General features: G+C 46.1%; 25 protein-coding genes. 9 read left to right on the top strand and 16 right to left on the bottom strand.

The genetic code is table 11. From position 1 onward, the window contains the following. Nucleotides 1–26 precede the first annotated feature (26 nt). Complete coding sequence (locus JGK39_RS08610) at nt 27–1,280, bottom strand: MFS transporter (RefSeq protein WP_293296016.1); 1,254 nt, start codon at nt 1,278–1,280, stop codon at nt 27–29. Nucleotides 1,281–1,749: 469 nt separating this feature from the next. Here JGK39_RS08610 and JGK39_RS08605 point away from each other — a divergent pair, with 469 nt between their 5' ends. Further along, complete coding sequence (locus tag JGK39_RS08605) at nt 1,750–2,250, top strand: DUF4149 domain-containing protein (protein WP_293250762.1); 501 nt, start codon at nt 1,750–1,752, stop codon at nt 2,248–2,250. A 154-nt stretch (nt 2,251–2,404) separates the two neighbouring features. Here the strand turns inward: JGK39_RS08605 and JGK39_RS08600 are convergent, their stop codons facing one another. The 3 genes from JGK39_RS08600 to upp form a co-directional block, all read right to left on the bottom strand. Beyond that, nucleotides 2,405–2,698, bottom strand: a complete 294-nt coding sequence (locus JGK39_RS08600; protein ID WP_293250759.1) for a TMEM165/GDT1 family protein — start codon at nt 2,696–2,698, stop codon at nt 2,405–2,407. A gap of 271 nt (nt 2,699–2,969) precedes the next feature. Next, nucleotides 2,970–3,437 (bottom strand): TMEM165/GDT1 family protein, encoded by a 468-nt coding sequence (locus tag JGK39_RS08595; protein WP_293250756.1) that lies wholly within the window; start codon nt 3,435–3,437, stop codon nt 2,970–2,972. Nucleotides 3,438–3,760: 323 nt separating this feature from the next. Continuing rightward, nucleotides 3,761–4,411: a uracil phosphoribosyltransferase gene (gene upp / locus JGK39_RS08590; protein WP_293250753.1), complete on the bottom strand. Its 651-nt coding sequence runs from the start codon at nt 4,409–4,411 to the stop codon at nt 3,761–3,763. A gap of 548 nt (nt 4,412–4,959) precedes the next feature. Between upp and crtH the strand changes: the two genes are divergently transcribed. Continuing rightward, a complete protein-coding gene (gene crtH / locus JGK39_RS08585; protein ID WP_293250750.1) occupies nt 4,960–6,504 on the top strand; it encodes a carotenoid isomerase in 1,545 nt (514 codons plus the stop codon). Between the two features lie 66 nt (nt 6,505–6,570). Here crtH and JGK39_RS08580 read toward each other — a convergent pair whose 3' ends face one another. The 3 genes from JGK39_RS08580 to JGK39_RS08570 form a co-directional block, all read right to left on the bottom strand. Then, nucleotides 6,571–6,897 carry a type II toxin-antitoxin system RelE/ParE family toxin gene (locus JGK39_RS08580; protein ID WP_293250745.1) on the bottom strand — a complete coding sequence of 109 codons (327 nt, stop codon included), beginning with the start codon at nt 6,895–6,897 and terminating at the stop codon, nt 6,571–6,573. Further along, complete coding sequence (locus JGK39_RS08575) at nt 6,894–7,193, bottom strand: type II toxin-antitoxin system Phd/YefM family antitoxin (RefSeq protein WP_293250742.1); 300 nt, start codon at nt 7,191–7,193, stop codon at nt 6,894–6,896. The genes JGK39_RS08580 and JGK39_RS08575 overlap by 4 nt, the downstream gene beginning before the upstream one ends. Before the next feature lie 125 nt (nt 7,194–7,318). After that, entirely contained in the window at nt 7,319–7,759 is a 441-nt protein-coding gene (locus tag JGK39_RS08570; protein WP_293250739.1) for a pentapeptide repeat-containing protein, read from the bottom strand. A 576-nt stretch (nt 7,760–8,335) separates the two neighbouring features. On the opposite strand from JGK39_RS08570, the gene JGK39_RS08565 reads away from it, so the two are divergent. Further along, nucleotides 8,336–11,662, top strand: a complete 3,327-nt coding sequence (locus JGK39_RS08565) for an EAL domain-containing protein (RefSeq protein ID WP_293250736.1) — start codon at nt 8,336–8,338, stop codon at nt 11,660–11,662. Nucleotides 11,663–11,908: 246 nt separating this feature from the next. Here JGK39_RS08565 and sipA read toward each other — a convergent pair whose 3' ends face one another. Then, nucleotides 11,909–12,130 carry a regulatory protein SipA gene (gene sipA / locus JGK39_RS08560; RefSeq protein ID WP_293250733.1) on the bottom strand — a complete coding sequence of 74 codons (222 nt, stop codon included), beginning with the start codon at nt 12,128–12,130 and terminating at the stop codon, nt 11,909–11,911. A gap of 283 nt (nt 12,131–12,413) precedes the next feature. Between sipA and rbfA the strand changes: the two genes are divergently transcribed. The 3 genes from rbfA to JGK39_RS08545 all read left to right on the top strand — a co-directional run bounded on the left by rbfA (nt 12,414) and on the right by JGK39_RS08545 (nt 15,235). Beyond that, nucleotides 12,414–12,824 (top strand): 30S ribosome-binding factor RbfA, encoded by a 411-nt coding sequence (gene rbfA, locus JGK39_RS08555; RefSeq protein WP_293250730.1) that lies wholly within the window; start codon nt 12,414–12,416, stop codon nt 12,822–12,824. A gap of 167 nt (nt 12,825–12,991) precedes the next feature. After that, nucleotides 12,992–14,638 carry a glycoside hydrolase family 3 N-terminal domain-containing protein gene (locus JGK39_RS08550; protein ID WP_293250727.1) on the top strand — a complete coding sequence of 549 codons (1,647 nt, stop codon included), beginning with the start codon at nt 12,992–12,994 and terminating at the stop codon, nt 14,636–14,638. Between the two features lie 366 nt (nt 14,639–15,004). Next, a complete protein-coding gene (locus tag JGK39_RS08545; RefSeq protein WP_293150704.1) occupies nt 15,005–15,235 on the top strand; it encodes a DUF4327 family protein in 231 nt (76 codons plus the stop codon). 65 nt (nt 15,236–15,300) lie between these two features. Here the strand turns inward: JGK39_RS08545 and JGK39_RS08540 are convergent, their stop codons facing one another. The 3 genes from JGK39_RS08540 to JGK39_RS08530 all read right to left on the bottom strand — a co-directional run bounded on the left by JGK39_RS08540 (nt 15,301) and on the right by JGK39_RS08530 (nt 17,989). Further along, nucleotides 15,301–15,708 (bottom strand): hypothetical protein, encoded by a 408-nt coding sequence (locus tag JGK39_RS08540; RefSeq protein ID WP_293250724.1) that lies wholly within the window; start codon nt 15,706–15,708, stop codon nt 15,301–15,303. 524 nt (nt 15,709–16,232) lie between these two features. Then, nucleotides 16,233–17,366, bottom strand: coding sequence for an ABC transporter ATP-binding protein (locus JGK39_RS08535; RefSeq protein ID WP_293250721.1), 1,134 nt, complete (start codon nt 17,364–17,366; stop codon nt 16,233–16,235). Nucleotides 17,367–17,413: 47 nt separating this feature from the next. Continuing rightward, nucleotides 17,414–17,989: an HD domain-containing protein gene (locus JGK39_RS08530; RefSeq protein ID WP_293296020.1), complete on the bottom strand. Its 576-nt coding sequence runs from the start codon at nt 17,987–17,989 to the stop codon at nt 17,414–17,416. 156 nt (nt 17,990–18,145) lie between these two features. On the opposite strand from JGK39_RS08530, the gene JGK39_RS08525 reads away from it, so the two are divergent. Then, nucleotides 18,146–18,733, top strand: coding sequence for a Uma2 family endonuclease (locus tag JGK39_RS08525; protein ID WP_293250715.1), 588 nt, complete (start codon nt 18,146–18,148; stop codon nt 18,731–18,733). A gap of 32 nt (nt 18,734–18,765) precedes the next feature. On the opposite strand, the gene JGK39_RS08520 is transcribed toward JGK39_RS08525, so the two are convergent. Both JGK39_RS08520 and JGK39_RS08515 read right to left on the bottom strand, forming a co-directional pair. Next, nucleotides 18,766–19,878, bottom strand: a complete 1,113-nt coding sequence (locus JGK39_RS08520; RefSeq protein WP_293250712.1) for a DNA adenine methylase — start codon at nt 19,876–19,878, stop codon at nt 18,766–18,768. A gap of 104 nt (nt 19,879–19,982) precedes the next feature. Continuing rightward, the gene (locus JGK39_RS08515) at nt 19,983–20,777 is read right to left on the bottom strand and encodes a hypothetical protein (protein ID WP_293250709.1); all 795 of its coding nucleotides are present in this window, start codon (nt 20,775–20,777) and stop codon (nt 19,983–19,985) included. Between the two features lie 206 nt (nt 20,778–20,983). On the opposite strand from JGK39_RS08515, the gene JGK39_RS08510 reads away from it, so the two are divergent. Both JGK39_RS08510 and JGK39_RS08505 read left to right on the top strand, forming a co-directional pair. Beyond that, nucleotides 20,984–22,513: a thymidylate synthase gene (locus JGK39_RS08510; protein WP_293296022.1), complete on the top strand. Its 1,530-nt coding sequence runs from the start codon at nt 20,984–20,986 to the stop codon at nt 22,511–22,513. After that, a complete protein-coding gene (locus tag JGK39_RS08505) occupies nt 22,510–23,061 on the top strand; it encodes a dCMP deaminase family protein (RefSeq protein ID WP_293250703.1) in 552 nt (183 codons plus the stop codon). Before JGK39_RS08510 ends, JGK39_RS08505 begins: the two co-directional genes overlap by 4 nt. Before the next feature lie 229 nt (nt 23,062–23,290). On the opposite strand, the gene JGK39_RS08500 is transcribed toward JGK39_RS08505, so the two are convergent. The 3 genes from JGK39_RS08500 to JGK39_RS08490 form a co-directional block, all read right to left on the bottom strand. Then, on the bottom strand, nt 23,291–23,791 hold the full coding sequence (locus JGK39_RS08500; RefSeq protein WP_293250700.1) for a hypothetical protein: 501 nt from the start codon (nt 23,789–23,791) through the stop codon (nt 23,291–23,293). Nucleotides 23,792–23,866: 75 nt separating this feature from the next. After that, nucleotides 23,867–24,472, bottom strand: a complete 606-nt coding sequence (locus JGK39_RS08495) for a VWA domain-containing protein (RefSeq protein WP_293250697.1) — start codon at nt 24,470–24,472, stop codon at nt 23,867–23,869. A 123-nt stretch (nt 24,473–24,595) separates the two neighbouring features. Further along, nucleotides 24,596–25,072 carry an NAD(P)H-quinone oxidoreductase subunit N gene (locus tag JGK39_RS08490; protein WP_293133916.1) on the bottom strand — a complete coding sequence of 159 codons (477 nt, stop codon included), beginning with the start codon at nt 25,070–25,072 and terminating at the stop codon, nt 24,596–24,598. Nucleotides 25,073–25,190: the final 118 nt, after the last annotated feature.

Here is a 25,190-nt window from a genome sequence, read left to right as displayed (position 1 = left end):
CTCGAAAGGCTATAGTATTTTTGCAATTATTTTTTTAACATTCGATCGACCTTTTGCAAAATAAAGATAGCAACCCCGACACTAATAGCCAAGCCCAACCAGAAATTATCCGCCCCCCATTTACCTCGATCCAAAGCGAAACCGCCCAGGGGCGGACCGATTAAATACCCGATCGCCCAACATTGAGAATTAACCGCCAAATACACGCCGCGCAAAGACTCCGGCGCTAAATCCACCACCAAAGCCGAAGCAAAAGGCGTATAAGCAACAGTCGCCACCGACAAAAAAGTCAAACCTACAACAGCTAAAAATAGATTGCCAGTTGCAGCCATTCCCGTCAAGCCGATCGCCATAAAGCCGATTCCCCACAGCAGCGCCGAAACCATCAAAGCTCGCGGGTGAGAAAACCGCCTCAAAGCCTTAACAACCGGCATCTGCAAAGCCACAGTTAAAAATGTGCTAAAAGCAAACAAAACCGTAATTGTACCCGTAGAAAAGCCTGTTCCCGATGTCCCCGCCTGCACAAACTTGCTAAAATACAGCGGCATCGTGGTTTGAATTTGGGAAATGTAGAGAGTGAACAGAGTATTTACCACAGCATAGATTAGCAAAGTGCGATCGCCCAACGCCACCATCCAGCCATTTTTGAGACTCTTTTTGCCTGTATCCGTTATAGTTGCTGGTTTGTAGGTTTCCGAAATTGCCCCCCAAACCACCGCAAACAGCACTAAAAATGAGATACCGTCGATGATAAAGAGCGATCGATAATTCCCCGTCACCGCAATCAAAACACCGCCCAAAATAATCCCAACTTGCAAACCCAAATTATCAGCAAGCCGCGTCAAAGCAAAAGCCTCCTGTCGCTGCGCGCCCTCAGTTAAATCCGCCACCATACTTTCCGTTGGAGGCCAATACAAACCCACACCAAAACCCATCAATAAATTAGCCGCAACTAAACCTGGGAAATCATTAGTCGCCGCCAACATCCAAGAAGCGACAGCCGAAATCATTGCCGCCAGCAATAAAGTTCGCCGCCTTCCCCAAAATTGGGAATCGCAAAAAGAACCGCCTAAAATGCGGCCGAATATTCCCGAAATTGAACCGCTACCCAAACCAATCCCGACAGCAGTTGCAGATAAACCGACGCGATCGACAAAAAAGATCGGCGCGTAAAATAAAGTAAAACCGCTACCGCTTTGCGAGAGGAATCTGCCGGCGGCGAGAATCCAGACTTGAGTGGGGAGACGGGGAAGCCAAGATGATAGTTGAAATTTAGGCATAGATTATTTATAAGAGTCGGCGGTGGAAACCGCCACTACACAAACTTTCGTCCACTCCAAGCACTGAAGAATTAAGTTAGTAGGGTGCCTCAGCTTTTAGCCGTTAATTATTGATACAACAATCCGCTGCTGACGCACCTTACAACTTCCTAGAACTAATAAAAAATAGACACTCTTGTTTGCTTCGTTCCTCGCAATGACATAAATAATACGAGCGCCAAAACTTTTAAACTGTTCGATCGCCCGATCGCCCGACGAGCTAATGCCAGTAGGGTGCGTCAGCGATTAGCCGTCAATTATCGATCGAACAATCTGCGGATGACGCACCCTACAGCCTGCAAGCTTAACAATTCTTCTAAATCAGTTACACAAAAGTTACCATTAATTTAAAAATACTTAACACGATTATCGAAAAAAGTTCGTTAAGCTCTAGAAAAGGCAGAAGAAAATTTTAGAGGGTCTAATTTTTATGACAGCTATTACATCGAGAGTGGAATCCAGACCCCGCTGGCAAGCAATTGTCATGGTAGCCTTAATTTTCTGGCTCAGCGGTAGCGTGATTTTGGATCTATTAGTCATGCCGAGTCTCTACGTATCTGGCATGATGGTATCTCCAGATTTTGCCGCAGCCGGAAATTTGATGTTCTGGGGATTCAACCGCGTTGAATTAATCTGTTCGGGCGTGGTAGCAACTGGTTTGATGGTTTTGAGCAATTCACTCGGTGACTTCGGGAAGCGCAGCCGCACAGCAATTATTTTATCATTGGTACTTCTGGCGATCGCCCTGATTGACACCTACGCCCTCACACCTCAAATGAGCGCCTTGGGAATGCAGCTAAATCTGTTCGACTCCGCCACAGAAGCGCCCGCCGGCATGAATCTACTGCACCAAGGATATTTTGCCTTGGAAGCGCTGAAGTTGGCTGTCGGCGCTACCCTGCTGGGCTGGTGCTACCAAAACCAAGTTTAACCGACACAATCCTCAAAGATTGAATTTAGAAAAAAACTCAATCTGTAGCGGCGGGCGTGAATTGACGCCCGCCGTTAATTTTTTGGGGATGGGCCGAAGAGCCCGTCCTAATTATTTTTGCCAGAGGTCAACTGTATCAACTTTCTCGCAAATCCTACTCGGAAGCTTGGGCCTCATCTGATTTTGGCCACAACAAGCGCAAACCCATCACCGCAAATCCGATCGCCGCGATCGCCTTTACCAACCTCTGGGGTAACACCTCCGCCGTACCTTGTCCGACTAAAACCCCGATTAAACTTGCCAGCAGCAGCGCCGACGCCGTGCCGAAAAATACAGCCCGCGGCGAGTTGCAACTACTACCAAGGGCGATCGCAGCTAATTGACTTTTGTCACCCAATTCTGACAAAAACACCGTAATAAAAGTTATTCCTAAAAGTTGCCAATCCATGTTTTTTTAGTTATTAGTTAGCTCTTGTACAAATATACGACTTACTCACAAGCTCCGAGAAACCCGGTTTCTCTCCCAAATCTTCGGTTTGACGACTAAATCTAGCCAGAAACCGGGTTTCTTTCCACCACAAACTCCCAGAAACCGGGTTTCTGTCCAAAATCCTCGGTTTAATCGCTAAATTTAGGCAGAAACCCGGTTTCTTTGGACTTACCCAAACATCATCAGTAATTCCCCAATCTAAAATCCAAAATCCAAAATCTCAAATCGTCTAACTCAGCACTTCCCACAGCAAAACCGCCGAAATCGCCAGCAAAATCACTCCCGCTGCTCTCTCCAAAGTTTGCGGAGCAATGCGAGTCGCCAGCCACCTTCCCAGCAAAACTCCCAACAAACTCGTTGCAATCAAAGCCGAACCCGCACCCGCAAACACAATCCAAGGATTCCGAGATTCAGCCGTCATCAACAAAATCGCGAGCTGAGTTTTGTCTCCAATTTCAGCCAAAAAAATAGTTGCAAAAGTCGAGGCAAAAATTGCCCAGTCCTGGGGCTTCAGTTCTTTTTCTTCCTGACAAAGCTCAGGATTTGCACTCACAGAAAGTTCAGCCGGCTCTGGGCTTAAGGCAGCCCAAATCTCAGAAGTCTCTTTTAGTTCTCGTTCTAGTTGTGGCGGCAAATCGCAATTGGGGTTTGCTGAGTCAGAAGCAGACAAGTTTGGCGGTACAGAATCAAGTTTCACGGGCAATGAGTGCTAAACGCTATTTATTTTTGACTTCAAGTTTTAATCTTAACTTTCCGTGTGCCTGCTTTTACCTGCGCCAGGCCCATCTTTTTTGCCGGAGATTCCGCAACCCATTGCAGAAACTCCTCACCGCATACCCTTTTAGATTTGAGATTTTAGACTGGGGATGATTCACTGGATATCGGTTTGACGCTTCCCTAAAGTTGCACGATTGGGGAAAAATGATACAAGCGCGAGATACATCTGTGAAGTCAATCCAAAATCTTCAATCCAAAATCTTCAATCCAAAATCTAAAATCCAAAATCTAAAATTCCCTGGTTTATGTGCCGTAAGTTCGATCGCCCGCATCACCCAAACCAGGTACAATAAAGCCCTGTTCGTTGACTATTTCGTCGATCGTTGCCGTGTAAAGAATCAAACTCGGGTACTCTGCACTCAGCCTCTTCAAAGCCGGAGGAGCAGCCACCACAGAAATAATCCGAATCAAACTCGGGTCAATTCCCCGTGCAATCAACTCCTGCATTGTCGCCACAATCGTCCCGCCAGTCGCCAGCATCGGCTCGCTAATTATCACCCGCGTTTGGGGGTTAAACTGCGCCGGCAATTTATTCAAATAACAAATCGGTTCCAGCGTCTCCTCATTTCTTGCCATCCCGAGGTGGTAAACCGAAGCCAGCGGCACAACCGTCTGAATTCCTTCCAGCAGTGACAAACCAGCCCGCAAAATCGGTACCACAACTAACGGAGCTTCCGGGTTAATAAAAGTCGCCGGACATTCTGCCAAAGGAGTCTGCACCGTTGTTTCCACTGTCGGGAGCCACTCTCGAATTGCCTCGTAGGCCAGCCACCTTCCCAATTCTGTCATCGCAGAACGAAAAAGTACCGATGGGGTGGCGGCGTCGCGGGCGACAGCCAGCCAGTGTTTAATTAACGGGTGGGGCGGAACGTAAACGCGCAGTTGCAGGGGCATTAGGAAATTGGGGAGATTGCTAGGTTTGAGAGATTTTATTTTATGCGGTGCGATCCTTTTCGAGGGCTTCGCTAACGATCGCTCTGTGCAACTTATCACAATCTTCCCTTCTTTAATCTAAAATCTCAAATCCTACAAGTCTCTTTGTTTACCGAATTTACAGACCTCCGTCAGCTTATTGAAATATTTTTCCAATAGTATTGACATAAATTAGCAACAAGGCTATAGTAATTTTTAGTGTTCTCCTCTCAAAGGATCGGCAGACGGGGGCAGTCGGCAATGGTAGACTGTTCCCGCATTTTTTTTTTGAAACATAGGGCATGGGGCATGGGGCATAGGGCATAGGGCATAGGGCATAGGGCATGGCGCATAGGGCATGGGGCATAGGGCATGGCGTAGGGCATAGGGCATAGGGCATAGGACATTATCGGTTGCCTAACTTCGGTCTTCCTTACATCCGTTACATCCGTTATATAATCCGTTGCCGGACTTCTTCCTTCTGGAGCGATCGACTGTAAAATTGTAAAAATATTAAGATTTTTCACCAAATGTCAGCCCCTACCCAATCCCAGTTATTCTCTCCCAACTCCCGCCCGAGGGAGCAAGAGTTTGATGTGATAGTCATCGGTTCCGGCATTGGCGGACTCGTGACTGCAACCCAGCTAGCAGCCAAGAAAGCCAAAGTTTTGGTGCTCGAAAGCTACACAATTCCGGGGGGAAGCGCTGGATATTTCGATCGAGAAGGCTACAGATTTGATGTCGGAGCCTCCATGATATTTGGGTTCGGACAGCGCGGCACCACCAACCTCCTCACCCGCGCCCTCAAAGCCGTCAACGTCACCCTAGAAACAATTCCCGACCCCGTACAGCTTCACTATCACCTACCATCAGGTCTAGATCTAGAAGTTCCCCAGCCTTATGACAAATACTTGCAAGAATTAATTGACAGATTCCCCCACGAACGCGAAGGCATCCAGAAATTTTACGGCGAATGCTGGAACGTCTTCAACTGCCTCAACGGCATGGAATTACTATCCCTAGAAGAACCTGGATATCTAGTTCGAGTCTTTTTTCAGAATCCTTTAGCCTGTTTGGGATTAGTAAAATATCTGCCTCAAAATACTGGCGACATTGCGCGGCGCTACATAAAAGACCCGACTTTGCTGAAATTTATCGACATGGAATGCTACTACTGGTCAGTAGTACCAGCAGACTTAACGCCGATGATTAACGCCGGAATGGTATTTTCCGACAGACATTACGGCGGCATCAATTATCCCAAAGGCGGAGTCGGTCAAATTGCCCAAAAATTAGTAGAAGGATTAGAAAAATGTGGCGGGAAAATTCAGTACAAAGCTAAAGCCAAAAAAATTCTCACAGAAAACGGTCGCGCTGTTGGAGTCGAGCTAGTAACCGGCGAAGTTTACCGAGCAAAGCGGATAGTTTCTAACGCCACACGGTGGGATACTTTTGAGAAACTACTGCCTGCTGAAGAGATGCCAGCTAGCGAGAAGAAATGGCAGCAGCGCTATCAAAAAGCCCCCAGTTTCTTGAGCTTGCATTTGGGAGTCGAAGCCAGCGTCATCCCTGCCGGTACTGCCTGCCACCACATTTTGTTAGAAGATTGGGAAAAAATGGAAGCGCCGGAGGGAACTATTTTAGTATCAATTCCGACCGTACTAGACCCAGATTTAGCTCCGGCAGGATATCACATTGTTCATGCTTTTACTTCGAGTTGGATGGAAGAGTGGGAAGGACTTTCGCCGCAGGAATACGAGGATAAAAAGGAAGAGGCAGGCGGCAGAATTATTGACAGATTAGAAAAGATTTTTCCTGGTTTAGATGCTGGTTTGGATTATATGGAAGTTGGGACGGCGCGTTCTCACCGCCGCTTTTTGGGCCGGGAAGATGGAACTTACGGGCCGATTCCGCGACAGAAGTTAATGGGTTTGTTGGGGATGCCGTTTAATCGAACTTCTATGCCTGGTTTGTATTGTGTGGGCGATAGTACGTTTCCCGGACAGGGTTTAAATGCGGTGGCGTTTTCTGGGTTTGCTTGCGCGCACCGAATTGCTGTGGATTTGGGTTTTTAGGAGGAGTGTGGCAACACAAGTTGCCTTATTTCTAACTCAGGACTTATGGATTGGGAGGTAATTCTGTTAGATATCTAACAGTTTTTGGAGGATGGAATAAATGTCTTTTTTATCACCATCTTTACGTCTCCCAAGTCCTACAACAACAACCATAACTCGCTCTTGCTCGACTTTGTAAACAATGCGATAGCGCTGTCCAACGGCTCGGATACTGCGAAATCCAGATAAGTTATCAACAAGCGCTTTGCCTTGCTTCTCTGGTTCTATTTTGAGTTGATCGATGCGATCGCGCAGTTTCTGCTGTTCTCGTCTATCTTTGACTTCCGCCAACATTTCTAATGCCAACGGCGTAAGTTGGATATCGTATTCGGTTGAATTTGCTTCGCCTTTCATAGTCCCAGTTTGGCTTTAGCATTTTCCCAGGAAACAGTTTTGCCTTCGCTTGCTTGGGTGATGCTTTGGCGAAGTTTGCTAACGAATTCAATATCGGTGAGAATGTCCAAGGTTTCGAGGAGTTCAGTCAAATGGTTGTAGCTGATTGCCGCCATAACAGGAACACCATCTTGAGTGATTACGATCGGCTGATCGGTGAGTTCTTGAAGTAGGTTGGGAAGCTGCTGCTGTGCTTGGGCAATGGTGAGTCGTTTGGACATGGCTGTATTGTACAACTTTGTTAAGATTATCAGCATTAAAGCAATACTAATTTTAATTTAGCACCTGGGCCCAAATACGGCGAAGCAATTAAAAACCCGGTTTCTGCCCAGAAACCGGGTTTTTAAACTGAAAATTGCCTGTTTGCATTCTTTAAATGAGTTTACTGCTCGTAGCTGCCGCCTACGCCGATTTGCGTATTGTAGATTTTGGCATCAGTAATTGTCATGTTTTCCATTGATGCGCCTGATACGTCAGCGGTGTTGATGATGGCGGCAGTGAGATTTGCCCGATCGAGGTCTGCGCCATTTAAACTGGCATTAGTCAGGAAAACTGCGGTTAAGTTAGCACCTGTCAAGTTAGCGCCCGTCAAGTCAGCGCCTTCGAGGTTAGCGCGATACAGGTTTGCGCCTTGCAAATTCGCTTCTCTCAAATCTGCACCAATCAAATGAGCTTCCGCCAAATTTGCTCCCGACAAGTCGCACCCAAAACATTGCCCAGTTGAGAGTAACTGTTTGACGTGAGCGGGATTTGCAGCGCGAGCCGGCCCGGCCAACAGTAGGGGAGTAATTAAAAGAGTAGCGGCTAGTAGATGGCGTTTCATAATCCCTTTTCCTCCCCAGACTTGATGTTTAAGTGCTTCTGTTTGTATCTACAATCTTACCACGGTCGTTTTCGCAAATTTGCGATCGAATTCACAGACCGGCTGTGATATCCATTGTCCTCTGCAACCGACAGGTGGTCTAGAAAAGCTCGCAAAACTTAATGTCGCAAAACTTAACATTACCAAACTTAAATACAGTCTCTTTTGGTAGTAACCTTTTCTAGGTTAGCTAGGACACCAAACCTATGTGTATTGCTAAAGATGGATATGATTAGCGGTGCGGTGGACGATCTTATAAATTAATTATCTGCAAAAAAGTTCCCGAGAAATACATTTTTATTATAAAACTGTCACGGGAAAGAAAATTTACATTTAAAATCAAGATGCGGTTATAACTTTATAGGTAGAGCCAGAGCCGTTATCGGCCAGCTTCCCAGCCTGAGTTCGGGGTGCATTTTTAAGAAAAAATTTTAATTATGTCTCAGCAGCGCTGTCAAAATCCACGTATTGCTTGGAAAGCAGCGCTTTTTAGCAAGGTTGCAGAGTCAACGCGATCGCCAAAATGAATTAAATCCTATGATAAAAAATGATTCCTCCAAGCATCTGCCGACTTTAGATCAAGTAATTGACCGCTTCCCCTTGACAGTTGCGCCCGATACCCCATTAGCAGAAGTAATTACCCTGATGGGTCAACGGCGCCCAAGTTGCTCTCTAAACGCAGACATTCCACCCACGGAGATCTACCCGCAACTCACAGAAACGCCAAATCCCGTCACCTCAAGCGCCCTCAGAGACGCCAGAGGTATCTGCGTCTTTGTCGTCGAACAATCCCTCGAAAAATCCGACTCGCAATCTGCTCAAAATTCTCAATTGCAAGGAATCTTCACCGAGAGGGATCTCGTCGATTTGATTGCATCGGGCAAAAACTTAAAAAATGTTACGATCGCAGAAGTTATGCAGCAGCCGGCAGCAACTCTGACGAAAGGTGAAGATAGAGACATTTTTAGCGCCTTAATTCTGTTGGGGCAACAACGAATTCACCATTTGCCAATATTAGACAGTGACGGTCAACTTTTAGGAGTAATTACGCCAGAAAGCATTCGCCAAGGCATGGTGCAACCGGCAAATATCTTAAAAATGCGCCAGGTGAAAGAAGTAATGACTGCACAAGTTATTCAAGCGCCTGTTACCTCGTCAGTTATGAGTTTAGCCGAGTTGATGGCGCAGCACCGCGTTAGCTGCGTGGTAATTACACCACCAACAGAATTATGGATGAATTTGTCGTTCCCAATTCCTTTAGGTATCGTCACAGAACGGGATATTGTCGATTTTCAAGCTTTAGATATAGATTTGTCGCAGACGATCGCCGAAACTGTAATGAGTAGCCCCTTATTTAGTCTCAAGCCAGAAGACTCGCTCTGGGTGGCTCATCAGGAAATGCAGCAGCGTTTAGTCCGCAGGTTAGTAGTCACTGGGGAACAGGGAGAACTGCTGGGAATAGTTACTCAAAGCACTTTGCTGCGCGTACTTGACCCGATGGAAATGTCCGGGGCGATCGATATTTTGCACGCCAGCGTCCAAGAACAAACTAGCGAATTGCAAAAAGCGATCGCATCTTTGAGCTTGACTAACAGCCGACTGGAACAGGAAATCGTTACCCGCAAGCAGGCAGAGGTGCGGCTGCAACTGTTAGAATCTGCCGTAGTTAACGCTAACGACGCGATCGTAATTATGGATGCGGGATACAACGATATCTCCGATCCCACCATCATCTACGTCAACGAAGCTTTTACCCAAATGACCGGTTATCGGCCCGAAGAAATTATCGGCCAAACACCGAGTTGTCTGCGCGGGCCCGACAGCGATGGCGCTCAAGTTGCCAAAATTCGCCGCGCTTTCTCTCGCCGAGAACCCCTGCGCTTGGAATTGATAAACTACCGCAAAGACGGTTCAACTTATTGGGTGGAACTCAACAGCGTACCCGTTGCTGACGAGTCGGGAAACCTCACTCACTGGGTGTCCGTGCAGCGGGATATTAGCGATCGCAAGCGCATGGAACAAGCTTTTTTTAAGGAAAAAGAACTAGCTCAAGTTACTCTACAATCGATCGGCGATGCCGTAATCGCTACTGACAGCGAGGGCTGCATTTCTACCCTCAATCCAGTTGCCGAAAAACTCACGGGTTGGTCAACCTCGGAAGCTAAAGGTTTGCCCCTGGCCAGCGTGTTGAGAATAGTTGACGAAAATACTCGGATGCCGATCGAAAATATCGCCCAAATTGCTTTGTACGAAGGTCGGATTGTTGACCAAGGACACAACAGCTTGCTGATTGCCCGCCACAACCGCGAATTTGCGATCGACCATTGCGTCGCCCCCATCCACGCCAGCAACGGCACAATAGTCGGGGCAGTTGTAGTATTTCGAGATGTCACCCAGGTGCGAACTCAAGCGCGACAACTCACCTGGCAGGCAACTCACGACCCCCTGACGCAATTGGTCAACCGTCACGAATTTGAGTACCAGCTAGAACACGCCCTGCACAGCTCTAAAGGTTACGGTCAAGAACACGTGATGCTTTACTTGGATCTCGATCGCTTCAAAATAGTTAACGACACGAACGGTCACGTTGCAGGCGACGAACTGCTGCGCCAAGTCAGCCAGCTACTTAAAAGCAATATCCGCAAAACCGATATTTTGGCTCGCCTGGGCGGCGATGAGTTTGCTGTACTCCTGTACAATTGTCCGGCTGAACAGGGCTTAGATGTTGCAAAATTGCTACTCTCTAGCATTCAGGAATTCCGGTTTCCGTGGCAGGACAAAACTTTTGCGATCGGCGTCAGTATCGGTTTGGTGGCAATTAATCCCAAAACAGTATCGACTTCGGCGGTGTTGAGCGCGGCAGATCTTGCCTGCTATGCTGCTAAAAATAAAGGCCGCAATCGGGTGCAGGTTTATCAAGCGGGCGATCGGGAATTAATCAAACAGCACGGCGAAACCCAGTGGGCGGTCGAAATCAATCAAGCTTTAGAAGAGAATCGCTTTCGCTTGTACTCTCAGCCGATCGTACCTTTCCTCAACTCTCCCACCACCGGCACCCACTGTGAAATCCTCCTCCGCCTCCAGCTTGAAACTGGTCAGTTAGTCTCACCAATGGCATTTATTCCGGCAGCCGAGCGCTACAACTTGATGCACGCGATCGATCGCTGGGTAATTCGCACTTTATTTGGCAATTTATCTCAAATTTTCACGGCAAATCTCTTAGTCCAAAACCCCGGCGCAGACAGCGATAAAATAGTTACCTTGCCTGCTTGCTGCTCCTTGTCTAATTCACAATCTTCATTTGCAAAATATCCCAGCCTCTATGCAATCAACCTTTCTGGGGACAGCCTTAACGAAGAAAAATTTATAGACTTTATTCAAGAGCAGTTTTCTATCTATCAAATACCGCCGGAAATAATTTGTTTTGAAATTACCGAAACCGTGGCGATCGCGAATCTCAGCAAAGCAGCCTGCTTAATTTGGAAACTCAAGGAACTCGGCTGCCAGTTTGCCTTGGACGACTTCGGTAGCGGGATGTCTTCCTTTGCTTACCTGAAAAACTTGCCTGTTGACTATATCAAAATAGATGGCAATTTTATTAAGAATCTTGCCGAGAATCCTATTGATATTGTCATGGTGGAAGCTATTGCCAAAATTGCCCGCGCCATGGGAATTAAAACTATTGCCGAGTATGTGGAAAGTCAAGCAGTTATGGATAAACTCAAGGAACTTGGGGTAGATTACGGTCAAGGTTATTATTTGGGAAAGCCTCAAAATTGTACTGTTGGCTCTCCTATTGTAGAGGAAGTTTTGGGGGAGTTTTCGGTTGATTCTTTGGATTTTGAGACAAAGTTAGCTTCTTGAATAGTTGACAGTTTACATTAGTCATTGGTCATTGGTCATTGGTCATTGGTCATTAGTCATTAGTCATTGGTCATTGGTCATTGGTCATTAGTCATTGGTCATTGGTCATTGGTCATTAGTTGTTTGTTATTTACTAGCAATGAGCAATGCCCCATGCCCACGGAGCCCACGGAGCCCCATGCCCACGGAGCCCAATTCCCAATTCCCAATTCCCAATTCCCAATTCCCAATGACAACTGCCCACTGTCAACTGTCCACTGATTCAATGTACTGACTGTCTAAGAGAAAAGCACCTTTTTCAAAGCGAATGCCCCAATAATTGCCGGGACGCCGATCGATCACCACACCCTGGGCCCCGATCGCAATTACATTCGCAGGCCGCAGCACCGGCATCGGTTCGGCAGTTTTCACGAAAGGCGGCATCGCCACAACTCGGACTTTTTGACCCACGGTAAATTCTTTATCCATAGTTTTTATGTTTTTATTGGCGATCGGGACACGGCTAGGTTAGCCAAAATTCATTGTGGCGTACTTTTGGCAGAATTCCCCTCTACACGACCCAAAAATAGGTACAAACCCACAACTTAAGTCGGGGAGAGATTAAGATTTTAGAGCAAAGTTCAACCTCCTAGATTCAATACGTGCAAGTAAATCTAAAATCTAAAATCTAAAATCTAAAATCGACTGACAGCTTTGTGTCAAACTAAGAATTGATAGAAAATGGCTGATATGAAAGTAGGGGATAGTTGCTATGGCTACAAGTCGTCGCATTGAGCGTGTAGCTTCAATGATTAAACGGGAAGTCAGCCTGATGTTGCTGAATGGAATCAAGGACGACCGTGTAGGTGCGGGTATGGTTAGCGTTACCGATGTGATTGTTTCGGGAGACCTTCAGCATACAAAGATTTTTGTCAGCATCTACGGTACTGATGAGGCGAAGGCCGAGACTATGGAAGGTTTGAAATCTGCGACTAGCTACGTGCGAAACCAGTTAGGCCACCGGGTACAACTGCGCCGGACTCCGGAAGTGGTATTTCTTGAAGATCGTTCTTTGGAACGGGGCGATAAAATGCTGATGTTGCTGAATCAGCTTTCTGCCGATCGCAAACCGGATATTCTAGATGGGGATGAAGAATTGGCCGAGGATGAAAGTCTAGATTGAAGGAAGTTCGGCAACGGATTCGGTAACGGATGTAACGGATGTAACGGATGGATGTTGAGAGTCCGACGGGGTTCGGGGGAGAATTTCCCGATTCCCAATTCCCAATTCCCTTTTTCCCGATTCCCAATTCCCAAATCTAAAATCGCAAATCTAAAATCTAAAATCGAATGATTGACAATCTTTCCTTACCAGAACTGGTAGCCCAAATGTTTGTGGTGCGCGCTTCAGGCTACTTGTTCGACCACCAAATTCGCTATCGGGCCTGGGAACCGACGGCCGACAGACTCCGCTATTATCTGGAAAATTTGGGCGTGGGCGGGGTGATTTTGGTGGGGGGAAGTGCTGCGGAATTGGCGGTTCGATCGCACCAATTGCAGTCTTGGGCGAAGTTTCCGCTGCTGCTGGCTGCTGATATTGAGGAAGGTGTCGGCCAGCGGTTCGCCGGAGCGACTTGGTTCGGGCCGCCGATGGCTATTGCTGAAATTGCGCGGCACAATCCAGCAGCGGCCGATCGCTATGCCCAACAAATGGGCGCTGTGACTGCGATCGAAGCTAGGGCGATCGGTCTCAATTGGATTCTCGCACCGGTTGTCGATGTTAACAACAATCCCGACAATCCCGTGATTAACGTCCGCGCTTTTGGCGAGACACCGGAAATTGTCACCAAATTGGCAAGTGCTTTTATTCGCGGTGCAGGTGAACACCCGATTTTGACTACGGCTAAGCATTTTCCCGGCCACGGAGATACGGCGGTTGATTCTCACTTGGAATTGCCGGTTTTGCTGCATTCGCCCGATCGATTGGCCCAGATCGAGTTGCCTCCTTTTGTAAGCGCGATCGCCGCCGGGGCTGATGCTGTGATGAGCGCTCACTTGCTGATTCCGGCTTGGGATGACGAGTTTCCTGCTACTCTTTCTCGCAAAATTTTGATCGGGAAGCTGCGACAAGAGTTGGGATTTGATGGTTTGATCGTGACTGATGCTTTGGTGATGGGCGCGATCGCCAATAAGTACGGCGCTAACGAAGCTGCTGTTTTGGCTGCTGAGGCTGGTGCTGATGTTTTGCTGATGCCGCTTGACCCGGAAGGGGCGATTCTGGCTGTCTGCGAAGCTGTCAATCAAGGGCGAATTGAATTATCACAAATCAAGGAATCTGTCAAGCGAATCTGGAAGGCGAAAATTAAAGTGGGTTTGTCGATCGAGCAAACAGCGACAAATCCCAAATTCGATCCACCTCAACCCCCTCTGAGCAAGGGGGGCAGTTCCAGCGACTTAATTTTGCTGGCAACCACAGAGGCAAGGGCGACGGCTGCCGATATTTTGCGAGATTCTTTGAAATTTGGCGGGAAGCTACCTTTAGCGGCGAAAAAGTCCCCTGAGAACCAGCTTTTGCGGAATTTGATTGTGGTGGATGATGTTTTGGGTTGCGAGTTTTTGGGAAAACACACTCCGGCGATCGTCATTCCCGAACAGTTTGGTTACGAATTGCAACTAATTGACGATCGGACAGGCGATTTGAGTCATAATTCAAGCGCCGAGCATTTTTCTCCGACACTGCTGCAAATTTTCATTCGCGGCAATTGCTTTCGAGGTAGTGCAGGGTTAACCCAAGCGGCTCAAGATTGGTTTAATAAATTATTAAGGACTGGAGAACTGCAAGGTGTGTTAATTTACGGAAGTCCCTACGTTTTAGAGCAATTCTTGCCGCAGTTGCCTCCGAGTATTCCTTATGTATTTTGTTTCGGGCAGATGCCTGCCGCGCAATCTCTCAGTTTAGAGTTGCTGTTCGGCATTGACAAAACGGGCAATCCTTGAGTTTTCGCCCCCTCGCGAATCTTTCTTTTGCTGCTGCGTCAGGACTTAAATTCATCAACCCGGTTTCTCGCGAAAAATTTGGCAGCGGTGAAGCATATATGCAGAAACCGGGAATCGAACTCTGGTGGCCAAGCCCTTAATTGAGCTTTGCAGCACATCCGCCTGTGAGTCGGAAAAATTTGCCGCGTCTCAAAAATCCCCACACAGATCCGAGCGATTGCTCATCACTCCTATAACTTTTTTTTAATTAATCACAGCAAATTGTATGCCAGTATACAGAAAAAAAAATAACTTACATATTCGTAAGTTTGGACTATATTATTAACAGGGCCATAATTTTTTTTAGTAAAACCTTGAGGGCGCATTATGATTCAGTCAACTATCAGAATCCAATACTCTTTAGATGTTATCCAAGACGAAGCACGCCACCTCGTCCATGAAGGCGTACTCAGCAGGCAACAGCCTATTTACACTCTGTGTCAGTTCATTCCGCCCCGAGAATGGGCTTGTGTCGAAGGAGAATTGGAAAAATGCGATTTCTTGTTGCGCGATCGCATTGCCGATCTGATCGGTACAGAAAACTGGGACAACGACTAAAGCTTAGTTCTCTTCAATAAGTTGTTTTCCACTAAACTCCGGCTGTGTTAAAGATGCTTGATTCTTTAATCATGGGAATTTTCGGCGCGCAAATTTTCCAATTCGGCCCTCAGCGCTGCCATCTGTGCAGTTAATTCTTGAATCTCTTTTACATCAGGCTGTACAACCGACTCGGGAGGAGTATCAGTTGCTGTATCCGATCGCTGATGCGATCCGGATTCCTCGCTGCGTGCATTCTCCCGATCGTCCGGCCCTGAAAAAATAGTATCGACAAAATTTCGCGCTTCTCGATCGGTCATTTCTCCTTTTTCCACCAACTCATCCGCGAGTGGGCCTAAATCTGGCTGTCGGAGTTTGTCCAGATTTTCTTCTCGCTTCTGAGCATCTTGCAATGTCTCAAGTAAAAAGGAAGTTGCACCTAAAGTTAGGTGAAATCCTGTTTGCAGCATTTGAGGCAGGTTATCGGGATTCATCTAAGAAATGCCGCTAGAACGTTTTTCGGAGTTTTTGCTGGGAAGTTACTCCCTATGCCGCGGGATTGCCGCTTTTCGATCGCAGATGCGAAGTTATCGATTGCGATCGCCGTTCACGAAAATACGCCTTTAGGGGGATGATTTTTTTTCGCAATACAATCATTCTATCATTACTGTGTAAATTAAAAAACGTCAAGTGTAAAGTTTTGTGACGAAAACCGAGATCTCACCTATGGATGGGGCAATCGATTTTAGATTTTATACCAATTTTAAAAAAGAATGCCACAGTATTCTTGTTCCCCCCCTTTGTAAGGGGGGGGCTAGGGGGGGTCGAAGAGTGTTGCACGATTTGAGAAAAATGGTATTAGATAGAGTTACGGAGTCCGATCGCACAAAGCCGGAGCGAGAAACCCGGTTTCTGAGAAAAAATTGCGATGAGAAACGAGAAATATTCGTAGAAACCGGGTTTTTGAGGTCGCAAGTGGATAAATCATATCTATTTAACCTTTGAGATTTAATCCAGTTTACGGATACAGCGCCTCGCCAGTGGATGGATCGAAGATAAATAGTCGATCGAAGTCAAGCTGTACCGTCAGCCGATCGCCCGATCGCCAGCGAACACCCGCCGGTACTTGTAACTGTACAGTAGTTTCAGCACTCAACCCAGGTAAACTCGCCCGGATTAAAATTTCTCGCCCCAGAGGTTCTACTACTTTTACCTCTACATCGAGAGGGACTTTTTCTAAAGCCCAAACATCCCTTTTGAAATCATCATTTTCTGCTGTTTGTGGCGCAAACATTTCTATATTTTCTGGACGAATTCCCAAATCAAACGCTTGTCCTTCTTTCGCCTGCAATCTTTTCTGAATCGAGGGCGGACAGGCTAAAGATTGACTTCCGACCTGAAAAGATTCGCTAGCATAAATTGCAGGTAAAATATTCATAGCAGGATTGCCTAAAAATGTGGCAACCATCCGGTTAGCAGGTTTAGCGTAAATGCTTTGCGGGTCTCCGATTTGCTGAATTTTCCCCCCATTTAAGACTACAATCTTATCAGCTAAAGTCATCGCTTCCACTTGGTCGTGGGTGACATAAACTGTGGTAATTCCCAGCCGTTGATGGAGTTGTTTTAGTTCGGCCCTTGTGTCGTCTCGCAGTTGGGCGTCGAGGTTAGAAAGCGGTTCGTCTAAGAGGAAAACTTTGGGCTCGCGGGCGATCGCCCTTCCCAGTGCTACCCGCTGCTGCTGTCCGCCCGATAGCTGTTTCGGCTTGCGGCCCAGGAGGTGATCGATCGAGAGCGATCGGGCTACAATTTCGACTCTTTCTTTAATTTTTGCAGCAGCAACATTCCGCATCCGCAATCCAAAAGCCAAATTTTCGGCGACAGTCATGTGCGGGTAAAGCGCGTAATTTTGAAACACCATTGCGACATCGCGCTGTCTCGCCGGAATGTTATTAACTAAATTATCTCCAATATAAAGATTACCAGAAGTTGCAGTTTCCAAACCTGCAATTGTCCGCATAATTGTAGACTTTCCGCAGCCGGATGGCCCGACTAATACCCAAAATTCTCCATCCGGGATTTTGAAACTGATGTTTTCAATCGCGGTAACGTTTTGGTAGCGTCGGGTAATGTTTTCTAAGCGAACATTTGCCATTGTTATTAGTTATTTGTTAGTGGTTATTAGTTATTTGTTAGTAGCTTTTACTTTTTGTCTACCGAAAGCTTGTTTAATTCTAAAACTGTGCGGGCTAATTCTTCAACGATCGGAGTTAATTCAGCTTGACGGAATGCTTCTACTAAAGAATTATAATACCAGAGAGTACCATTTTTTTTACTTGTGAAGCGTTCCCAAACACGATCGCCTAATTCACGGTAATCTTTCACGATGGATCGCACATTATAAAGTTTATCAGCAGCCGAGACCAATCTGACTGAGTGGGAGGCTTGAGGAATGCGATCGATATAAGCTTGTTTGCGATCGCGCCAAGGGGGTTTGGGCGTCGCATCGCTGTCGGTACAGCCGTCTACAATCGCTGTCACAGTATCGCCAAAGCGTTGGCGGATGGCTTCGCGGGTGGTGGCGCCGCCTCGATCTTCGATCGCATCGTGAAGCAAAGCTGCGATCGCCTCATCTTCATTTGCCCCATATTCCAAAGCTATACTGGCAGTACCCAACAAATGAGCAATATACGGAACACCGGAACCCTTGCGGATTTGAGTTGCGTGCAATTGAGCGGCATAGGTGAGGGCATCAGAAAAACGGTTTGAGAGTATCATTGTAATTGAGCGTTTATTGAGTAAAAGTCTTGATTTCTAAGTTGATAATGCTGTAGGGGCGGGTTTTACCCAAAGTATTTGTACGTGCCGAAAAAAACTATAAACCCGCCCTCCCCTGTAGAATATTTCTCTTACCTTTTTAGCGAGTAACCCGCCATGACAGCTACTTTAATCTTACCAGAAACACCTCAAAAACCACCAGAACAATCTGAAAAAACACAACCAGAAAATGTTATATCTTTAGAAGAATTTCTCGCCAAGCCACCGGAGAGAATGGAGTGGGTTGACGGCAACTTAGTGGAGAAAACAGGCATGACATTTAAACACAGTCTAGCTCAATCTAAATTAGCCCGTTACTGGGGAAATTACAAAGACTCCAGCGGACAGGGAGGAGAAGTTCTTACCGAAATACTTTGCCGAACAGCTAAACAGGGCCGCCGTCCCGATGTCGCCTACATTACCCCCGAACTCCTACCACAATCAGGCAATTTTACCTCATTTTCCCAAAGTTTTCCCCTAATCGCCGAAGTTGCTTCGCCGGAAGACAGCGCCGAGGAATTATTTGCAAAAGCTCAGGAATATTTGGAGTCTGGCTGTCAGGAAGTCTGGCTGCTTTTTCCTGAAGCAAGATTAGTATTTGTGAATGCAGGTCAAGGCTGGCGTTTGTTTAATCCGAATGAAGTTGTTAACACCCAAACTGTACTTGCAGGTTTTAGCATTGCCGTGAGTGAATTGTTGGCTTGAGGGGAAATGTAATTCCGAAAATATTAGGCTGCTCACCAAGTAGCAGAAATACAATATTCATACAGGGATTTATTACAGTTTCTTTTTCTCACGATTTCATAACTAATTTTTGAGTAACCCAGAACCCGCATAGATTCCGAAAGCAATGCTGCCGTATCTACCATATTACCAAAAAAAGTTGAATTTCCAACAATGTAATGCAACTCACATCCATCTTTCAAAATAGATCGGAGTGAACTCAAATGCAAGTGCATATCATAAAAGTATTTCAATACATAAACTGCCAAAATAGACGCATTTTTTCCATCGGATATTTTGATAGTATTTACCGTTGCCAAAATCTCATCGGGTAGCGTTTCGTCTTCTAGCTGCCAAGAATTCAGGCGACTCGTTGCAATCCCCCAAGTTCCACCAATCGCTAGCCAATCTAGTTCACCCGCCTCTTTTGCCTCATTCAGAAACTTTGTCCAATACATATATGGACGAAGTTCACGAATGTAGCTGATTCGATTCGGATAGGGTGGTGAGGTGATCGCTTTATCGATCTTGATGCCGTCTAATTCTGTGATGTGACGAGCATCTACTTTCACTACTTGTACACTACCGCAGATATTTTGTTGAGCCGACATCAAAATCAACTCAACAATACTTAAAAATAGTTCGTCAATATATTCACAATCATGCTCGTCTACTGTCTCCTTGAACGACATAGAGATATGATTAAATGCTGCTGAGGAACTTTCAATGATTAAGCGGCAAAATGCAATCCAAACGAGATTATAGTCATCATTATCTTCAGGTTCTCCAAACTGGTTAACTAAAGCAGTTCGCAAAGCTGATAAAATCTTGATAGTATCACTAGACCACCACCGTTCAATATGAAATATTTTTGGTGTCCAGTTGTCGCCTCCTATCAAAATTTTGTACTCTTTTAGCACTTGTTTTACTTGCTTGCGAATATCTATTAAGCAGTGTTCGGAGTAGTTCCGGCACTTAGCATTTCCCAGCCAAATCAGAAACGGATTAATGTCAAATGAGAATGCTTGGTGTCCTAGTTCCGCAGCAACAAGTGCTGTGGTAGCTGTACCAGAAAAAGGGTCAATAACGATCGCCTCTCTGTCAACATTAGCCAAAAGCTTTTCCACAAGCTTAACTCCATAGGCGGGAGTCAGTCGCAGCCACCCGTGCCGCCCAAGACTCCGATTAGCTTTGAATGTATAGTCAGATCTTTGTTGAATAGTAGATATCATTACTCTGCCCGTAGTAGAATTTCTAATGTGCTGTAAACTTCGCTTTTGATCGTCTCAGAATTTCGGCGAAAGAAGTCGGCCAAATCATAGCCTAAAACTTCCTTGCAAAAAGCAAACAGCGAAATTTTACTACTGCCAGATGTCGTACCAATGATTATTCCCCCACGACTGTTTCGATAGCGTAGTAATAAATCAGCATCAATCTGAGAGGAAAAAATCGCAAAAACAGTTAGATAGCCGTAGGCCCAAGCCACAGCAATATTATCTATGTCAGCATTTTGTCTCTTGCTATCTTTACTTTTATATCCCTGCCGAACTTCAAAAACTGCGCCTTTCGCCGGTGCCGGCACACTGAGAAAATTGCTATAGTCTGCTATCCACTGAAGGACTTTTGCTTTAACTTCAAGATTCTGAATTTTGGCAACTTCTAGTCTCGCATCCAAGGACAAGGTTTTATTTGTATCGTTTTTGGTTTTTGTAATATAAGACCACAGGGCGTATTCTGGAGCTTCGTATTCTGTGCGATCGATAATTATCTGTCTGAATAGATTCTCGCAGCCTTTGCCAATCTGTCTGTACACCGAGGTCATCCCACCAGCGGCTTTATGGGCAGCATACATCAAATCCGAGTCAAGACCGATCCACGAGTAAAACGGGTCTTCTCCGTAGAGTAATAAAAATCTTGCCAAATCTAGCCCTTGTTCTTTATTGCCCAGTCCAAATTTAGGCTTGTATCGTCTGCATAGTTTTATCGGATCTAGAAATATTTTGAGGTAAAGGCTTTCGTCGGTCACGGTGGATTCTACATCTTCTATCTGGATCAACTAAGTATAACGCTCACCTAGCTGTTGAGCGGGGTTTCGCGTCAGTTGCAACTATATGTTGTTTGGTGGCGGGCGATCGCACTCAACTCCCACAGACCATTTCGAGGGAATTTATTCCCCATTCAAACAGTCCGCAGTATTGATATAGTAGTATGCGGCGCAAGTAACCGTAAACTATGACAGCAATAACTCTCGCAAATAAATTTGAGTACAAACCCCGATACAAACCGAATCAATTAATTTGCGGCACCGGGCAAACAGCGGTTGTCAGCGGCTGGACGGTCAAAAGTGCGATAGTCAAAAACTTACAAACCAACGAATTTGCTGTCATCGGACAACTGTACTCTCCTACTCGCGGCATCAACTTCTTAATTAGAAACTTGCTCTGCAATCCCCAGGTCCGCTTTTTAGTAATTCTCAACGCCACCAAAGAAGACCGCAACTCCGGTGCAGCAGAGTGCTTGCTCGACTTTTTTCGCAACGGCTTTGAAGCAGGAAAAAGCGATACAGGCAGAGATTGCTGGCTGATTAAATCTGCAATATTTGGCTACATCGATATTGAAATAGCAGCCGAAGCCTTAGAACTATTGCGTCATTCAATCGAATGGAAAGAATCTAAAAATATAGCAGAAACAGTGAATTTGGTCAAGGAGTTTTCCCAAAAACAATCAGTTGAACCTTGGGGAGAACCCGCAACTTTTCCGATCGTCGAAATCGTCCCAACTGTACTCCCCGGCCAGAAATACGGACACAGAATCGAAGGCAAAACGATCGCCGAAACTTGGGTAAAAATCATCCACCGCATCAAGACCACCGGCACACTGCGGCCGACAGGTTATGACGGACAGTGGCAAGAATTAATCGACTTGATGGCAGTGATTACCGATGAACCGCCCGAGTTCTATTTTCCCGAACCGAATTACTTACCAATAGACCGAGATTTTATCGAACAGTACAAACCCCAAATGCTGGAAGATTCCCCATATAACGAAGGGATAAAATATACCTACGCCCAGCGGATGCGGTCGTGGTTCGGAGGCGACCAAATTGAAGAAGTTATTGCCAAACTAATTAAAGAAATTGACGCGGCAAGTGCTGTAATTAGTTTGTGGGATGCAGGGGGAAATATCAACAGAAGACCCGACGGTTCCTCCGACCACCAACACAGTGGCAGTCCTTGTTTAAATCACATTTGGGTGCGAGTTGTTGATGAAGAAATATCGCTAACTGCAACTCTCCGCAGCAATGATATGTTTGCGGCTTGGCCGGCGAATGCCATGGGTTTGCGGGCTTTGCAGCAGCACCTTCGCGACGAAATTGCGAGGCGTTCCGATTACAATTTAACAATGGGCCCGCTGATAACGCTGTCGCAATCGGCTCATTTGTATGATGATACTTTTGAAAATGCCGATCGACTAATTCAAACCCAATATGCTAAAATCTGCCAAGATCGAGACTTTTTCGATGCAGCGGGCAATTTTTTAGTTGAAGTAGCCGACAATCGAATCGTTGTCACGCAAACCACCCCCGGCAGCGGCGAAGCTGTCACCTGTTATTCTGGAAAAAACCCTCTCAAGTTAGTGCGAGAAATTTGTGCGGCTTCCCCGGCTATCCAACCCGAGCATATTGGTTATTTGGGAATAGAATTGCAGAAGGCTGCCGAGTGTCTGAAAACCAGCAACCAATACATTCAGGACAGAAGATGAATCTAGAAGAAGAAAGACCAACATGGGACGAATACTTCTTAATGTTGGCAAAGTTGGCTGCGACTCGATCGACTTGTCTGGCTTTTCCCGTCGGCGCGGTAATCGCTAAAAACAGGCAAGTTTTAGCTACGGGTTACAACGGTTCTCCCTCAGGATCGGTACACTGCACGGCTCAAGGCTTCTGCTATCCGGGTTTGAGCAGTTGCGACGCTAGCAAAACTTTGCCCTCAAGGGCGGTTCACGCTGAAGCAAATGCGATCGCCACTGCTGCCAAACACGGGATATCTACCGCAGGATCTAGCATTTACGTGACTTTAGAACCCTGCATTTATTGTTTGAAATTAATTATTTCCGCCGGCATTCGCGAAGTATTTTACGAAACTGTTTTTAACAGCGGAGAAAAAGCGGCTTTGAGAGATTCTTTTATTGCCGATGGTATTGTTGAGTTCAAACAAATTAAGCTATCTGAAATTACAGCAAATAAAGCTGCTTCATTTCTGCTGAATCCTACATCTGTACCAAAAGGCGATCGACCATTTGGTTCGTAGTCAGGACTCCCTTCCGCATTCAAGAAGGACTAAAGTCCTCACTACGAACCTTTTCAATTATTTGGTTCGTAGTCAGGACGGTTCGTAGTCAGGACTCCCTTCCGCATTCAAGAAGGACTCGCATTCAAGAAGGACTAAAGTCCTCACTACGAACCTTTTCAATTATTTGGTTCGTAGTGAGGACTTTAGTCCGCAAAAATCAGGACTAAAGTCCTCACTACGAACCAGATCAATCAAACTCATTCACAACTTGTAAATAGTCGATCGCCGCATCTATCCTCGAAGAATACTTAAAAGCAAACTGATCGAACCAATATCTCTCATCGGAATTTTTATCTAAATTTTTCAGCCAAACCTGAGCTTGCCTGACTTTTTGCCTGTGCGTTTGTACGTCTAACTCTGAGGGCACAATTTTTTCTGGGGGTTTCGGTGCCAGTGCAGTCACTTCCTGAGGTTTATTTTCTGCTTCGTGCAGAGGTTGAAGCGGTTCCTGCGGGGCCACTTCCCGAGCTTTATTTTGTGCGTATTCAGCCTTAATTTCAGCTAAATCTTTGTCAAGATTACTAGGATACTTTATATCTGCTGTTTTAAATGTTTGATTTGACGGCACTGCTGCTGGCTGGGAAGGCGGTTGTGCTTCCACTGGCGGCCCACTTGGAACTTCCCGCTTTTTTTGAGATGCTTGATATTCTGCCCTAAGTTCAGCTAACAGGCGATCGATCGATTCCATGACTTAAAACCCCCTTAAAAAATGCTGCCCAGCAACCAGGCACAAATATAATCCCGCGAACAAGGCGCAGCCTCATCAATCTGTGATTGCATTCAGCAATACTTCCGTCAGAGTCATGCCTTCAATATCATCCATCGTCACTGTATCAACGATATCGAATTTAGCTCCGGCGCTTTGCAGTTCGTCGTCCAATATCTTGAGAAACTTAGTCGCTTCCGGGGCATTCCCTACTTGAATGAAAGAAATCGCCAGCTCTTCATCTCGATCGAGCTTCCGCGATGCCTCTATAATCGTTTTCATCACTTCTTTGCGATCGTCCGGTTCACCGTCCGTCACCACTAATATGGTTTCCCCGTTTAGCTTGGTCTTACCGGATGCTTTGCGCTGAAAATAACTGTTGAGAGAGTCTAGCAGAACTGCCGCTAAATTTGTAGTCCCCGAAGGTTCGTTTTCTTGGAAAATTTGCACGACTTTAGCTGATGTTACATTCTCGTAGCGTTTGAAGCGACCGGAAAACACGTAAACTGTGATGCCGTCTGGGTCGAGTTCTTCGCATTTATTCGCCAGTGCGATCGTCGATTCTTGCATCAGCGCCCACCGACTTTTTCCGCCCATCTGGTCTTTGGTGTACATACTGCCGCTTTTGTCAATGATGATTGTATAATCGCGATTCTGAAGCATAAGATTTTTCCTGTTAATTAAGAAGTTTTTCCAAAAAAGAGCAAAACCAGCGAGCAGAAGCGTTTGAGCTTGATTTTGCTCGCTGCGTTTTTTTAGTTGATTTGCGATCGCAAATACCCGAATTTAAGCTGCAACTAAAGCATTTTTAAGCGGCTTCCAGCTAAAAGCTCGATCGCCCCCCATCTCTACTGCTATTTTAACTCGCGGCTCTAGCGTCGGCAAAACAGTCAAATACTCAACTTCCTGACTCGACAAAACCTGCCCTTCAATAATCCAAAGCACCAGTCCTTTAGATTTCGGTGGCAAATTATCTAATTGAGTTTGCAACATTGGCGGGACGTAGTAGGTGTAACCCACAGCCCCTTCATTGCCAGTAGTTTTCTTGCCCAAATGCGGCGGCCGCACCCCGTGAACTCCCGTCAAATACATCGCCAAATCGCCCAAGCCGCGCGCGGTAATCGTGTACGCACCGTAGCCCGCAGCCCTCAAGCGCCGCAGGTAACGGCCCTCAAAACCTCCCTCTAAAGGAACGTACAGGGCTAGCGACCCCGACTTTTCCAAATCCCGAATCATATCCGCACCAGTTGTAATCAGTCCCATAAATTTGTCTAGCCTGCTGTTTTAAATTTGGTCGATCGCCCGTTGCGAGCTTAAAGTATTATAAATCCTAAAGCTGAGGCTAAAAGTTATCAAATAGGCCTTGACAAATAGCAAACAC

This window comes from Microcoleus sp. PH2017_12_PCY_D_A (assembly GCF_020738565.1).
Taxonomy (GTDB): domain Bacteria; phylum Cyanobacteriota; class Cyanobacteriia; order Cyanobacteriales; family Microcoleaceae; genus Microcoleus.
Note: the sequence above shows the minus strand (reverse complement) of the source record. Positions and strands in the feature narration are given on the sequence as shown.